A 12,426-nucleotide genomic window follows, 5' to 3' on the forward strand; every position below is an offset into this window, starting at 1 on the left:
GTGTCGCTGCGGCGTCTCAGGCTCGTCCGACGGCGGCGCCGTCGTCGACCGTCGGGTCGTCCGAGGCGAGTTCCGGCATGCTCGGCCGGACCCGCTCGAGTCCCCAGAACACCACGAGTCCCAGGCCGCAGCCGATGAACCAGCTGTAGTTGTTCAGCCCCGGCAGGATCCCGAGCGCGGGCGGCAGGACCGCACTGGCGACCGAGACCACCCCGGTGACGACGAGGGTACCGATGGCGTTCGGGTTGAAGCCGCCGCGGTACCAGTACCGGGCCGAGGTGTCCTTCGTGTACATGTCGTCGACGGCGATGCGCTGCTTCCCGACGATGTAGTACCCGGCGATCAGGATGCCGAACAGCGGGCCGATGAGGGCGCCGAGCACCCCGAGCGTGTACAGGATGGCCTGGTCGTTGCCGTACCAGTTCCACGGGGTCAGCAGCACGGAGCCGACCGCGGCGATCATGCCGCCGGCTCGCCACGAGATCTTGCGTGGAGCGACGTTCGAGAAGTCGAACGCGGGGCTGATGAAGTTCGCGACGATGTTGATGCCGACCGTCGCCGTGACGAAGGTCAGGCCGCCGAGCAGGATCGCGAACGGGGCGCCGATCGCCTGCACGGTCTCGATCGGGTCGGTGATGAGCTTGCCGAAGACCGGCACGGTCGCACTCGCACACAGCACGGTGAGCACCGAGAAGAACAGGAAGTTGATCGGGAGGCCCCAGAAGTTGCCCCGCTTGACGGCCGCGAAGGACTTGCCGTAGCGCGAGAAGTCACCGAAGTTGAGCATCGGGCCGGAGAAGTAGCTGACCACCAGGGCGACCGCGGAGAGCATGACCGGGATCGACGCGCCGAACGAGAGCGGCTCCCCCACCGACAGCGTGAACGAGATGTTGCCGATGCCGGCCTGGCTGACGAGGTAGATCGCCAGCGCGATCATCACGACGTACACCGCCGGGCCCGCCCAGTCGATGAACTTCTTGATGGCCTCCATGCCCATCCAGAACAGGGCCCCCTGCGCGACCCACAGGATCGCGTACGAGATCCACCCGAGCGCTGACAGCCCCAGGAACGAGTGGTCGAGCAACCCGGCCGAGGCGGGGATGAACTTCAGGAAGATGATGTTGAGCGACTGCGCGGCGAGGAACGTCTGCACGCCGTACCAGGCCATCGCGATCAGCCCGCGGATGATCGCGGGCACGTTCGCCCCGAGCACCCCGAACACCGCACGGTTGATGACCGGGTAGGGCACGCCGGTGCGCTGCGACGGCTTGGCGACGAGGTTGGCGAAGACCTGCACGATCAGGATGCCGACCACCAGGGCGATGAGCACCTGCCAGCTCGCGATGCCCAGTGCGAAGAGCGACCCGGCGGTGACGTAGCCGCCGACCGAGTGCACGTCGGACATCCAGAAGGCGAAGAAGTTGTAGCTCGTCCAGCTCTGCTTGCGCAGCGGGGCGAGGTCCTCGTTCGTGAGCGCCGGGTCGTACCCGGGCTTGACGACGCCGGCACCAGCGGGTGCGGCGGTCGTGGTGGGGGCGTGGGGCGCTGCGACGGGTGTCACGAGATCGGTAGCCATGGCGTCCTCCGAGGGAGTGGGGTGGGGAGGCGGTGATCGCCTCCACCACAGAAGTTAGGGAGCCTCTTCGCGCCCGCCGTTTCCCTCGTGTAACGGTCGTGTGTCGTGGTCGCTGTCCTGAAACGCTCGTTCCACACCAGAACGTGCACAGACATGTGCACGATGATGGCCGCATGCCCGACACCATCCGTTACGTCGCGATCGGCGACAGCTTCTCGGAGGGCATCGGCGACGCCGGCGCCGTACCGTTCCCCGGCTGGACCGGCCGACTCGCGAGCGGCATGGCCCGTGCGCACGACGCAGACGTCCGGTACGCCAACCTCGCGGTCCGCGGGCGCCTGCTCGCCGGGGTCCTCGGAGAGCAGCTCGACGCGGCTCTCGCACTCGACCCCGCACCGACGCTGATCACGTTCTGCGCGGGCGGCAACGACCTGCTGCGGCCACGGTTCGACGCCCACGCCCTCATCGCACCACTCGAAGCGGCGGTCGACACGGTCCTGGGCCGCGGGGTCCGGCTGGCGCTGCTGAGCCCCGCCGACCCGAGCGCACGACTCCCCCTCGGACGCCTCATCAACGCGCGCGGCGACGCCTGGGCGGACGCCCTCGCCGACCTCGCCGACCGGTACGACCTGCCCTTCGTCGACGTGTCCCGTGATCCGCACCTGCGCCGTGCCGAGTTCTGGTCCGAGGACCGGCTGCACATGAACGACACCGGCCACCAGCGCGTCGCGGACCTCGCCCTGCACGCGATCGAGGACGGACCGGCACCGATCGAGCCGGCGTCCGAACAGACCGGCCGCACCCGACTCTCCGAGGAACTCCGCTACTACCGCGAGCACGTCCTGCCCTGGGTACAGCGCCGCGTCACCCGGCGGTCCTCGGGCGACGGACGCTCGGCAACCTACCCGGCGTGGACCCCCGTCGACTGATCACGCACGATCGCGGCGGTTCTCCGCACGCGTCCCGCGCTCCGCTTGTCCTCCCCCGCGAACAGCCGTTCTACTCGGGTGATCCACGTCCGAGCCGAACTCAGGGGAGACGGCACCATGCACACTGCGCCACGCCCATCCGGCACCACCGCGACACGTCCTGCAACCGTCACCACCCCGACGGGCACCCCCAGCACCGCACACGGCATCGACCACATCGGCCTCACCGTGCCCGACATCGACCAGGCCACCGACTTCTTCGTCCTGGGACTCGACGCCGTCCCCCTGTACGACCGGTTCCTCCGGAGCGAACCGCTCCGCGGTGAACCCGACGTCCAGCGGCGCCTCGGCATCCCGAAGACCATGGCCCAGGGGGCACTGCGTATGCTCGCGCTGCCGAACGGGCCGGGACTCGAGCTCTTCGAGTACCACGGCCCCGACCAGCGCCCGGCCGTCCGCGCGAGCGACCTCGGCTGGCAGCACGTGGCGTTCTACGTCGACGACATCGACCACGCGCTGTCGCACATCGAGACGGCGGGCGGCCAGCGGTACGCCGACCCGCGTGACCTCGGCGGCAACGAGGGTGGGTTCGGCAACCGGTTCGTGTACGTCGGAACGCCGTGGGGATCGACGATCGAGCTGATCACCTACCCGAGTCGGCAGTCGTACGAGGACCACGCCCCGCGACCGAAGTGGCGCGTCTGACGGTTCAGCGCGCCGGGGCCGTCGCGATGTACGTCCGCGTCGGCCCGCCCGTCAGGGCGTGCGGGAACTCGACCCCGTCCGCCCGGAACCCGCCGGCTTCGTAGAGCCGCAGCGCTCGCTCGTTGCCGGCGAGTGCGTGCAGGACCACCGCGGGGTGTCCCGCCGCCGACGCCGCGTCGACCGACGCGGCCAGGAGCGCACGCCCGACACCCCGCGCCTGCACGTCCGGGCGGACGGCGAGCAGCGACAGGTAGGCGGCGTCGGACGGGTCGGTCGACCGCCCGGACCCCGGCGCCGTCACGAGCGCGAAGCCGTCGATCGCACCGGCCGCTCCGACAGCGACGAGCAGGGCGACCCGAGGCACGGCGAACTTCGACGCCGCGCGGGCTCGCACCGCCTCGGATTCCGGCACGCCGTCCCGTGCCGCGACCGCTGCGACCCACAGGTCGACACACGCCGACACTTCGTCCGGGGCCGCTGGACGCACGGACACGGACGGTTCGATCACCCGGTCAGCCTACGACCGCGCTGCTGCCGATCCTGAACGACGCCCCACGGTGCTCGTCGGGCAGCCGGTCACCGCGGCCGTGCAGCTTGTGCCGCAGCGAACCGGGCTCGTAGCCGGTCGGGTACGCCCCGCGCGCCCGGAGTTCGGGGATGACGAACTCGATGACGTCCTCCCACGTGCCCGGCGTCACCGCGTACGCCAAGTTGAAGCCGTCGACGTCGGTGAGCTCCTGGATCTCCTGCAGGCGGTCGGCGATGGTCGCTCCCCCGCCGACGGCGACCGGCCCGAGTCCGCCGATCGCGGTGTGCCGGGCGAGGTCGCGGATCGTCCACGAGCTGCCGTCCTCGCCGGTGGCCGCCGCGATGTTGGCCGCAGCCGACTGGATCGCGTTCGACTCGACATCGCCGAGGGGCTCGTCGAGGTCCCACTGCGACAGGTCGACGCCCATCCAGCCGGAGTTGAGCACCAGGGCACCGAGCTCCGACGCGTACGACAGGTAGTCCTCGTACTTCGCCTGGGCCAGCTCGTCGGTGGCGTCCGTGATCACGGTGAGCAGTGTGTAGACGCGAGCGGCGTAGCGGTCGCGACCAGCTGCCTCCAGGGCGTCACGGACCTTCGCGACGGTCGACGCGAGCTGCTCGACGGTCGGTGCGCCCACGAAGACGGCTTCGGCGTTCTCCGCTGCGAAGCGGATGCCGCGCGGCGACGCGCCCGCCTGGTAGATGACGGGCGAACGCTGCACCGACGGCTCGGACAGGTGGATGCCCGGCACGTCGAAGTGCTTGCCGTGGTGCTCGATCGGGTGCACCTTCGCCGGGTCGGTGAAGACGCCGGACGCGCGGTCGGCGACGACCGCGTCGTCCTCCCACGAGCCCTCCCACAGCTTGTAGAGGACCTCGAGGTACTCGTCGGCCACGTCGTACCGGTCGTCGTGCGACAGCTGGTCGGTCTGGCCCATGTTGCGCGCGGCGCTCGGCAGGTAGCCGGTGACGACGTTCCAGCCGACGCGCCCCTTGGTCAGGTGGTCGAGCGTGGAGATCCGCCGGGCGAACGGGTACGGGTGCTCGTACGCCGTGCCCGCCGTGATCCCGAAGCCGAGGTGCTCGGTCACCGACGCCATCGCCGACACCAGCAGGATCGGGTCGTTGACCGGCACCTGCGAGCCCGTGCGGAGCGCGGCCTCGTTCGAGTCGCCGTACACGTCGTACGTGCCCAGCACGTCGGCGATGAAGATGCCGTCGAACGCCCCGCCTTCGAGCGTCTTCGCCAGGTCCGTCCAGTACGTCAGGTCGCGGTAGTCCCGCGATCGGTCGCGCGGGTGCCGCCACAGCCCGGAGGACTGGTGGGCGACGCAGTTCATGTCGAACGCGTTGAAGCGGATCTGCCGGGGTTCGCTGCTGCTGGTCACGCTTGGCGACGCTACGTGCGGGGTCTGCGTCCGTCATCCATCGTGACGAAGCGTGACGGCCGCAGCTCAGGCGCGGTCGTGGAGCGTGACCTGGTAGCCGTCCGGGTCGGCGAACGTGAACGTCCGGCCGAACGGGCCGTCGATCGGTGCCGACACGATCGTGTGGCCGTCGGCCACCAGGGCGTCGTGGATGGCCTGCACGTCGGTCGCGTGCAGCCAGATCGCCGCCCCGATGCCCGGTTGCGAGACCGCGTCGAGGTCGGTGCCGGGGACGACGTCCCGCAGCGCGAAGGCGATGGGCGTCGTCTCGAAGACGACGGCGTGTGGCGGGCCGGCCTGGGAGCGGACGAGACCGAGGTACTGCTCGTAGAACGCCTGCGACGCCGCCAGGTCGCGGGTCTGCAGGGAGATGAAGTCGGGGCCGGTGACGGGCATGTGGTGCTCCTTCGGTTGTGTCAGTCTTCTGACACGGCACAACCTATGTCAGACTCCTGACATGAGTCAAGACGGCACCGACAGCAGCGACGTCATCGACCTCGAGACGTCCCTCGGATACCTGCTCAAGGAAGCCGCGAGCGCGCTCCGCGCTGCGATGGAGGCCGTGCTGCGCCCGCTCGGCATGACGATGACGCACTACTCGTGCCTCGAACTCCTGGCACAGCGGCCCGGGCTGTCGAACTCCGAGCTCGCACGCGGCGCCTTCGTCACGCGGCAGTCGATGAACGTGCTGCTGCAGGCCCTGGAACGGGACGGCTTCGTGACGCGGGCCACCGAGGCGCCGGTGGGCAAGGCGCTCCCGACGCGGTTGACGGCGAGCGGGCGGGCGAGCCTCGAGCTCGCGAGCGCGGCTGTCCGCGGCGTCGAGGTCCGGATGCTCGACGGGTTGTCGGGTGAGCAGCAGGTGGCGGCGCGGGGGGCGCTGCGCAGCATGGTGCGCTCACTCCGCCGCACCACCAACGACGAGGCCAGCACGGTCTGAGGACGCGCTACCCTTCGACCGGTATTGATGTATCTCTCGAAGGGAACTGTCGTGCACGAGGACTTCACCAACCTGTACCTGTCGAGCCTCTGGCTCAGCGTCGCGATGCTCGCCGGTGGGTACGCCCGGACCCGGAACCGATCGGCGTGGACCTGGTTCCTCCTGACGCTGCTGTTCGGCCCGCTCGCGGTGCTGCTGCTCGTCACGTGGCCGGCGCGTCCGCCACGCCGCATCAACCCCGCGCGGACCGATGCGTCCGCATCGGCACCGGACACGGGCGGTTCCGAGGAGTAGCCCTGACGCAGAAGCGCGCAGGACCAGATCCTCTCAGGGAAGGGCGGACACCATGGCGCTGCAGGACGACGTCGTCACCGACGTCGGCGGGGATCGACGACTACGGACCGCGCTGCTGATCGTCGGCATCGTGGCGGTCCTCGTCGGTGTCGCCTCCCTCGTGCTCCCGCACGCGACGCTGTTCGCGGTCGCGTGGGTGTTCGGCATCTACCTGCTGGTGTCCGGCCTGTCGATGGTCGTCCGTGCGTTCGCCCACGGGATCGGCACCGGCCGCCGCATCGGCCTGGTCGTCCTCGGCGCGCTGATCCTCGCCGGGGGCCTCGTGGCGCTCGTCGCCCCGCCGGTCGGGGTGCGGTGGATCGCGTTCGTGATCGGCTTTGCCTGGCTGGTCGAGGGCATCACCCTGCTCTACGCCCCGACACCGACGAATCGTGCTCTGACGATCGGCGCCGCGGTGCTCAGCATCGTCATCGGCGTGCTCGTCATCAACCTGCCGTCCATCGGGGCAGCGCTGGCCGTCGTCGCCATCGCGGGCTTCCTGATCCTGTTCGGCATCGTGCAGATCGCCCTCGGGGTCACCGTCGGACGCGCTGACCGATCCGCCACGACCGCCGGTCGAGCGGCCTGACCACGGCCGCTGCGCAGGGGCCCGTCACGGGATCGGCGCCGACGACTCCTAGGCTCGACGGGTGGACGTCACCCTGCGGAACAGCATCCCCGAGGACATCGAGTGGCTCGTCGAGCTGCGTGCACAGGTCCTCCGTGCCGACCTGGAGCGTCTCGGCCGCTTCGACGCGGTCCGGGTCCGCGGGCGGATGCGTGATGCCTTCGCGCCCGAGCACACCCGGGTCGTCGTGGTCGACGGGTGTGATCGCGGCTCGATCACCGTGCGGCCGGACGCCGACACCCGGTGGGTCGAGCACTTCTACCTCGCGCCGGAGGTCCAGGGGCGGGGCGTCGGATCGACAGTGCTCCGGACCGTCCTGGCCGAGCCCCACACGGGTGCGACGCGACTCAACGTCCTGCAGGGCAGCGCCGCGCGCCGGCTCTACGAACGGCACGGTTTCGTCGTCGACACCGAGGGCGACGTCGACGTCTTCATGACCCTGCGCGCTCCGGACCGAGCACGGTACGGAGTATCCTGAGCTGCTCGTCGACCACGTCGGCCATCCGGCGCTCGGCGGGGCCCGTGAGCCATGCTTCGAGTGCCAGGTGGAAGAGCATCACGGTCGTCTCCGCGATCACAGCGGATTCGGGCCGGTCGAGGCCCCGAGCGACGAATGCCGCACGGACCGCGTCGGTGAGGTCAGCGCGCTTCCGGGCGTCACGCTCCCGCAGTGAGGGCTCGGACAGCACCAGCCGCCGCACCGCACCGACCTGGTCGTGATGCCCCTCGAACCGTCCGTCGGCGACCTGGCGGAGACCGTGCACGACGATGTCGAGCGGGTCGATCCCCGCCGGCGCGGCCTCGATGGCGGCCCGGGCGAGGTCGGGGATCTCGTCGCCGGCGAAGATCACCTCGCGCTTGTCGGCGAAGTACCGGAAGAAGGTCCGGGTGGTGAGCCCCGCACGTGCGGTGATCTGCGGCACGGTCGTCGCCGAGTAGCCCTGCTCGGCGAAGAGCTCGAAGGCCGCTCGCTCGAGTCGCCCTCGGGCATCCGGAGACCAACGCATGGGTCAACAGTAGCGGTGATGACACGCCGTGTCATGATTGAATGGTCGATGACACGTCGTGTCATGACCCACTTCGAGCAAGGGATCCGGACACCATGTCGTCAACGGACAACGCAGCACTCTGGACCACGTCGACCGGGCGGTTCACCGTCGGCCCCGCGCCGGTCCCCCAGCCCGGCCCCGGCGAACTCGTCGTCCGGGCCGAAGCCGTCGCCGTGAACCCGGTCGACGCCGTCGGCGGACTCTTCCGACACCTGGTGTTCCCGAAGCTCCGGTTCCCGGCGGTGCTCGGGTCGGACGTCGCCGGCACCGTCGTCGCGACCGGCGCCGGCGCCGAGCGTTTCCGCGTGGGCGACCGGGTCGTCGGGCACGCAGCGGGGCAGGAGCAGCATCGGAACAGCTCCGCCGAAGGAGCCTTCCAGCGCCAAGTCCTCCTGCTCGAACGTGTGACGACCCCGGTGCCGGACGACCTGCGCGCCGAGCAGGCAGCGGTCCTGCCGCTCGCCGTCTCGACCGCAGCGGCCGGGCTCTTCGAACCGGATCAGCTCGCGCTGTCACTCCCGACGGCCGACACGTCCGAGCGCCCGGGGGTCGTCCTGGTGTGGGGCGCGTCGACGAGCGTCGGGGCCAACGCCGTCCAGCTCGCCCGGGCCGCCGGGCACGCCGTGATCGGCACCGCGTCGCCGAAGAACCACGGGTTCGTGCAGTCCCTCGGTGCCGAGGCCGTGTTCGACTACCGCGACGACGGTGCCGCACGCCGCGTCCTCGACGCAGTCGCCGACCGCGAGCTCGTCGGTACCCTCGCCTTCGGCCAGGGCTCGCTGCCCCGTACGCTCCCGATCGTCCGGGCAGCCACCGGGTCCGGCCGACTCGCATCGGCGTACCCGACGCCGGTGACGACGATCCGTGCGCGGCTGGAGCGTCGACACGGCATCCACATCACCGCGATCTGGGGCGGCCGCCCGACCGAATCGGAGGTCGGCCCCGCGATCTACCGCGACTTCCTGCCCGAGGCACTCCGCACCGGTCGGTACCAGGCGACGCCGACCGCATCCGTCGTCGGATCCGGACTCGCCGCGATCCCGGAGGCCCTCGCCGAGCTCCGCGCCGGTGTCTCTGCCCGGAAGCTCGTCGTCACGCTCCCCTGACCCGGTAGCGTCAGCGACGTGACCGATGCCGACGTGCCCGACGACGAGACCTTCAGCTTCACGATGTCGGGCGGCGGCACGCCACGGGGCCACCTGCAGGATCCGAGCTCCGTGACCCTGCACCTCGATCCGCGGCGCATCGGCGACGCGGCCCGGGGCAAGGAGATGTTCACCCGGGCGATGGACCAGCAGCACACGGCGCTGACGGCGTACGCCGCGGCACTCGATGCCGCCGACGGCGACGTGACTGCCCTGGCGGTGCACGACGCCGCGACCGCACTCCACGAGGCACTCCAGTTCCTCCCGATCGCCCACACCGTCTACGCGGGCGTCGGCTTCCACGGCGCGCGTCGGGGACGGCTCCCGCCCGCCCGCTCTGCGACCGGAACTCGGCGAGCGCGCCTTCGGCGTCCACCCGGACATGCTCACGGCGGTTCGAGGGGACACCTCGCAGCGCTGGGAGCTCGCGTGCGAAGAGGACCTCCCCCTCGCCGTCGAGATCACCTTGGCGACCGACCCGGACGAGAACGTGCGGTCCGCCTTCCTCATGATGACGAGGTCGCGAACCGTCGTCCTGCTCATGGAACAGCGAGAGACCGACCCGGGCCTCCTCGACCAGCTCGCCCAGCAGAGCTACGCCAGCCCCGACCGGAAGTTCCCCCTGCCGCTCGCCGACCTCGTTCCCCGAGAACTGGACGGTCTCTACGAGCTCCTCGGTCTCGACGACCGGGCCGTCGCGCTCGCGAAAGCCCGCTGGGCACGAGCGCAGGAACGCGACGAGCGCATCACGGTCGGCGATGCGCTCCGCGAGATCGGCGCGGTCAGCTGAGCGGCTTCGCGTACCAGCGGTCGGAGTACGGGTCGTCGTTGAACGGCGCGACCTGCACGAACCCGAGCCGCTCGTAGAGGGCACAGGCCTCGGCGAGCTCGGCCCGGGTGTCGAGCCGCAGCGACGTGATCCCGCGCGCCCGGCTGACCTCCGCGACGTGCCGCAGGAGTGCCGAACCGACACCCCGACCGCGGCAATCCGGCAGCGTGAAGACCTTCGTCAGCTCACCGACGACACCCACGAAACGCACGCCGGCACACGCGACCACCGCTCCTCCGTCCGAGGCGACGACGAACAGCCCGGAATCCCCTTGCAGGTCGTCGAGGGGCTCGTCGAGCATCGCGCGGTCGACCTCGGCCGGCGTCGCCGCTCGCCCGTACCACCGCGACGCGACCTCGGTCAGGTAGGCCCGCACGATCGCGTCGGCCCGGCCTGCGCCGGGTCGCTCCGTCTCGAAGATCATCGCGCCCCTTGAACAGGCATACCATCCAAGCCTTTTTGGGCCCGGTCGGCGACCAGCTGCGGACGGGAGGCGCGTGGCGGGCCCGCCACGGGCCTCCTGGCCGTCACGTGGTCGCGATCGCGAGCCGCACCCGGCTCAGCGGGACGCCGTCGCCTCACGCGCGGCGGCTTCCGCCGCGACCCAGGCGAGCATGCCGCACTTGACCCGCATGACGAACTTCGAGACGCCGTGGAAGGCGATGAGGTCCTCGAGGACGTCCTCGTCGGGCTCGCCGATGCCGCGGGAGCGCATCATCGTGCGGAACTCGTCGGTCAGTGCGAGGAGCTCCGGGACCGTGCGGCCCACGGCCATGTCGGTGAGGACCGATGCCGAGGCCATCGAGATCGAGCAGCCGTCGCCCTGCCAGGCGAGACCGGCGATGCGGTCGGTGCCCGGTTCGAGACGGATGCGGACGGTGATCTCGTCGCCGCACGTGGGGTTGCGCTCGAAGTGCGAGGCGTCGGCGTCGGGCAGGTCGCCGTCGCCGTGCCGGGCCTTGGCGTGGTCGAGGATGACCTGCTGGTACAGGCTGTCGAGGGAGTTCATGCGGTCGCTCCGAAGTAGCCGCGGACTTCGCCGACGGCCGCGATGAACCGGTCCACGTCGTGCTCGGTCGTGTAGACGTAGGTGCTCGCGCGGCTGGTGGCGACCAGGCCGAGTCGGCGGTGCAGGGGTTGGGCGCAGTGGTGCCCCGAGCGGACGGCGATGCCCTGCGCGTCGAGGTACTGCGACACGTCGTGGGCGTGCACGCCGTCGACGTCGAACGACACCAGGCCCGATCGCGGGACGCCGACCGGCGGACCGACGACGCGGATGCCGGGGACGGCGGCCAGGCCGTCGAGCATGCGCCGGGCGAGGTGCTCCTCGTGCGCGCGGACACGCTCCATGCCGATGCCCTGCAGGTAGCGGACGGCCTCGGCAAGGGCGACGGCCTGCGACACGGGCTGCGTGCCGGCCTCGAACCGCTCGGGGGCCGGCATGAACTCCGACGCCTCCATGGTCACGGTGGTGATCATGGACCCGCCGGTGCGGAACGGGGGCAGCGCGTTCAACAGCTCGCTGCGGCCCCAGAGCACGCCGATGCCGTTCGGACCGAGCATCTTGTGCCCGGAGAACGCGGCGAAGTCGACGCCGAGCTGCTGCACGTCGAGCGGCCGGTGCGGCGCGGACTGGCAGGCGTCGAGGACGACCAGTGCGCCGCGGGCGTGGGCGAGACCGACGATCTGCTCGACGGGGGCGACCATGCCGGTGACGTTCGAGACGTGCGCGAACGCGACGACCTTGGTGTGGTCGGTGATCAGGGCCGCGGCGTCCTCGGCGGTCCAGGTGCCGTCGTCGGCGACCGGGACCCAGCGGAGCGTCGCACCGGTCAGCGCGGCGAGTTCCTGCCACGGCACGAGGTTCGCGTGGTGCTCGGCCTCGGTGACCAGGATCTCGTCGTCCGGTCCGATGCGGAAGCGAGCGGCGTCGACCCCGCCGCGGCCACGGCTGGCGTTCGCGATGCCGTAGGCGACGAGGTTGAGGGCGTCGGTGGCGTTCGCGGTCCACACGACCTCGCTCGGACCGGCAGCGCCGATGAAGTCGGCGACGGTGGCACGGGCGTCCTCGTAGGCATCGGTGCTCAGCGCCGCGAGCGTGTGCGCGCCGCGGTGCACGGCGGCGTTGTCGTGCTCGAGGAACCGGCGCTCGGCGTCGAGGACCTGGGTCGGGCGTTCCGCCGTCGCCCCGGAGTCCAGGTACGCCAACGGTTGCCCGTTCACGTCCTGCGCGAGGATCGGGAAGTCCGACTTGATCGTCTCGACCTCGGCCTCGGTGAGCGGCTGGTTCGGCGCCACGACTGTCACGTCTCGTCCTCCTGGTGTTGCTGTCCGGAG

16 protein-coding genes are annotated in these 12,426 nt (G+C 70.8%); 8 read left to right on the forward strand and 8 right to left on the reverse strand.

Going from position 1 to position 12,426, the window contains the following annotated elements; translation table 11 throughout:
• Positions 1-16: 16 nt before the first annotated feature.
• Positions 17-1,576, reverse strand: coding sequence for an NCS1 family nucleobase:cation symporter-1 (locus GVL05_RS11345; protein ID WP_123292004.1), 1,560 nt, complete (start codon positions 1,574-1,576; stop codon positions 17-19).
• A gap of 173 nt (positions 1,577-1,749) precedes the next feature.
• Here GVL05_RS11345 and GVL05_RS11350 point away from each other — a divergent pair, with 173 nt between their 5' ends.
• On the forward strand, positions 1,750-2,505 hold the full coding sequence (locus GVL05_RS11350; protein ID WP_200849207.1) for an SGNH/GDSL hydrolase family protein: 756 nt from the start codon (positions 1,750-1,752) through the stop codon (positions 2,503-2,505).
• A 117-nt stretch (positions 2,506-2,622) separates the two neighbouring features.
• Complete coding sequence (locus tag GVL05_RS11355; RefSeq protein ID WP_123292003.1) at positions 2,623-3,210, forward strand: VOC family protein; 588 nt, start codon at positions 2,623-2,625, stop codon at positions 3,208-3,210.
• A gap of 4 nt (positions 3,211-3,214) precedes the next feature.
• On the opposite strand, the gene GVL05_RS11360 is transcribed toward GVL05_RS11355, so the two are convergent.
• From GVL05_RS11360 to GVL05_RS11370, 3 genes are all read right to left on the reverse strand, one after another.
• Positions 3,215-3,718, reverse strand: a complete 504-nt coding sequence (locus GVL05_RS11360; RefSeq protein ID WP_123938546.1) for a GNAT family N-acetyltransferase — start codon at positions 3,716-3,718, stop codon at positions 3,215-3,217.
• 4 nt (positions 3,719-3,722) lie between these two features.
• Positions 3,723-5,126, reverse strand: coding sequence for an LLM class flavin-dependent oxidoreductase (locus GVL05_RS11365; RefSeq protein ID WP_200849208.1), 1,404 nt, complete (start codon positions 5,124-5,126; stop codon positions 3,723-3,725).
• Positions 5,127-5,192: 66 nt separating this feature from the next.
• Positions 5,193-5,561, reverse strand: a complete 369-nt coding sequence (locus GVL05_RS11370; protein WP_123292001.1) for a VOC family protein — start codon at positions 5,559-5,561, stop codon at positions 5,193-5,195.
• Positions 5,562-5,622: 61 nt separating this feature from the next.
• Between GVL05_RS11370 and GVL05_RS11375 the strand changes: the two genes are divergently transcribed.
• From GVL05_RS11375 to GVL05_RS11390, 4 genes are all read left to right on the forward strand, one after another.
• Entirely contained in the window at positions 5,623-6,105 is a 483-nt protein-coding gene (locus tag GVL05_RS11375; RefSeq protein ID WP_123938545.1) for a MarR family winged helix-turn-helix transcriptional regulator, read from the forward strand.
• A gap of 27 nt (positions 6,106-6,132) precedes the next feature.
• Positions 6,133-6,399, forward strand: a complete 267-nt coding sequence (locus GVL05_RS11380) for a hypothetical protein (protein ID WP_200849209.1) — start codon at positions 6,133-6,135, stop codon at positions 6,397-6,399.
• A 52-nt stretch (positions 6,400-6,451) separates the two neighbouring features.
• The gene (locus tag GVL05_RS11385) at positions 6,452-7,027 is read left to right on the forward strand and encodes an HdeD family acid-resistance protein (RefSeq protein ID WP_159573206.1); all 576 of its coding nucleotides are present in this window, start codon (positions 6,452-6,454) and stop codon (positions 7,025-7,027) included.
• A 61-nt stretch (positions 7,028-7,088) separates the two neighbouring features.
• Positions 7,089-7,544: a GNAT family N-acetyltransferase gene (locus tag GVL05_RS11390; RefSeq protein ID WP_159573207.1), complete on the forward strand. Its 456-nt coding sequence runs from the start codon at positions 7,089-7,091 to the stop codon at positions 7,542-7,544.
• Here GVL05_RS11390 and GVL05_RS11395 read toward each other — a convergent pair.
• Positions 7,498-8,073 carry a TetR family transcriptional regulator gene (locus GVL05_RS11395; RefSeq protein ID WP_159573208.1) on the reverse strand — a complete coding sequence of 192 codons (576 nt, stop codon included), beginning with the start codon at positions 8,071-8,073 and terminating at the stop codon, positions 7,498-7,500. The genes GVL05_RS11390 and GVL05_RS11395 overlap by 47 nt on opposite strands.
• A 95-nt stretch (positions 8,074-8,168) precedes the next feature.
• Here GVL05_RS11395 and GVL05_RS11400 point away from each other — a divergent pair, with 95 nt between their 5' ends.
• Both GVL05_RS11400 and GVL05_RS11405 read left to right on the forward strand, forming a co-directional pair.
• Complete coding sequence (locus tag GVL05_RS11400) at positions 8,169-9,221, forward strand: zinc-binding alcohol dehydrogenase family protein (protein ID WP_159573209.1); 1,053 nt, start codon at positions 8,169-8,171, stop codon at positions 9,219-9,221.
• A 421-nt stretch (positions 9,222-9,642) separates the two neighbouring features.
• Complete coding sequence (locus GVL05_RS11405; protein ID WP_159573210.1) at positions 9,643-10,050, forward strand: hypothetical protein; 408 nt, start codon at positions 9,643-9,645, stop codon at positions 10,048-10,050.
• Here the strand turns inward: GVL05_RS11405 and GVL05_RS11410 are convergent.
• The 3 genes from GVL05_RS11410 to GVL05_RS11420 form a co-directional block, all read right to left on the reverse strand.
• Positions 10,043-10,513 carry a GNAT family N-acetyltransferase gene (locus tag GVL05_RS11410; protein ID WP_159573211.1) on the reverse strand — a complete coding sequence of 157 codons (471 nt, stop codon included), beginning with the start codon at positions 10,511-10,513 and terminating at the stop codon, positions 10,043-10,045. The two genes, GVL05_RS11405 and GVL05_RS11410, sit on opposite strands and share 8 nt — an antisense overlap.
• A gap of 135 nt (positions 10,514-10,648) precedes the next feature.
• Entirely contained in the window at positions 10,649-11,098 is a 450-nt protein-coding gene (gene sufU / locus GVL05_RS11415; protein ID WP_123291997.1) for a Fe-S cluster assembly sulfur transfer protein SufU, read from the reverse strand.
• Positions 11,095-12,387 (reverse strand): aminotransferase class V-fold PLP-dependent enzyme, encoded by a 1,293-nt coding sequence (locus tag GVL05_RS11420; RefSeq protein ID WP_159573228.1) that lies wholly within the window; start codon positions 12,385-12,387, stop codon positions 11,095-11,097. Before GVL05_RS11420 ends, sufU begins: the two co-directional genes overlap by 4 nt.
• Between the last annotated feature and the right edge of the window lie 39 nt (positions 12,388-12,426).

It is taken from the genome of Curtobacterium sp. 18060, assembly GCF_902706105.1.
Taxonomy (GTDB): Bacteria; Actinomycetota; Actinomycetes; order Actinomycetales; family Microbacteriaceae; genus Curtobacterium.

What these genes read in the sequence shown, in the direction of transcription:
- GVL05_RS11385 (WP_159573206.1), top strand. Translation starts at nt 6,452, where the DNA reads ATGGCGCTGCAGGACGACGTCGTCACCGACGTCGGCGGGGATCGACGA.
- GVL05_RS11355 (WP_123292003.1), top strand. Translation starts at nt 2,623, where the DNA reads ATGCACACTGCGCCACGCCCATCCGGCACCACCGCGACACGTCCTGCA.
- GVL05_RS11345 (WP_123292004.1), bottom strand. Translation starts at nt 1,576, where the DNA reads ATGGCTACCGATCTCGTGACACCCGTCGCAGCGCCCCACGCCCCCACC.
- GVL05_RS11410 (WP_159573211.1), bottom strand. Translation starts at nt 10,513, where the DNA reads ATGATCTTCGAGACGGAGCGACCCGGCGCAGGCCGGGCCGACGCGATC.
- GVL05_RS11380 (WP_200849209.1), top strand. Translation starts at nt 6,133, where the DNA reads ATGTATCTCTCGAAGGGAACTGTCGTGCACGAGGACTTCACCAACCTG.
- GVL05_RS11350 (WP_200849207.1), top strand. Translation starts at nt 1,750, where the DNA reads ATGCCCGACACCATCCGTTACGTCGCGATCGGCGACAGCTTCTCGGAG.
- GVL05_RS11405 (WP_159573210.1), top strand. Translation starts at nt 9,643, where the DNA reads ATGCTCACGGCGGTTCGAGGGGACACCTCGCAGCGCTGGGAGCTCGCG.
- GVL05_RS11395 (WP_159573208.1), bottom strand. Translation starts at nt 8,073, where the DNA reads ATGCGTTGGTCTCCGGATGCCCGAGGGCGACTCGAGCGAGCGGCCTTC.
- sufU (WP_123291997.1), bottom strand. Translation starts at nt 11,098, where the DNA reads ATGAACTCCCTCGACAGCCTGTACCAGCAGGTCATCCTCGACCACGCC.
- GVL05_RS11400 (WP_159573209.1), top strand. Translation starts at nt 8,169, where the DNA reads ATGTCGTCAACGGACAACGCAGCACTCTGGACCACGTCGACCGGGCGG.
- GVL05_RS11375 (WP_123938545.1), top strand. Translation starts at nt 5,623, where the DNA reads ATGAGTCAAGACGGCACCGACAGCAGCGACGTCATCGACCTCGAGACG.
- GVL05_RS11370 (WP_123292001.1), bottom strand. Translation starts at nt 5,561, where the DNA reads ATGCCCGTCACCGGCCCCGACTTCATCTCCCTGCAGACCCGCGACCTG.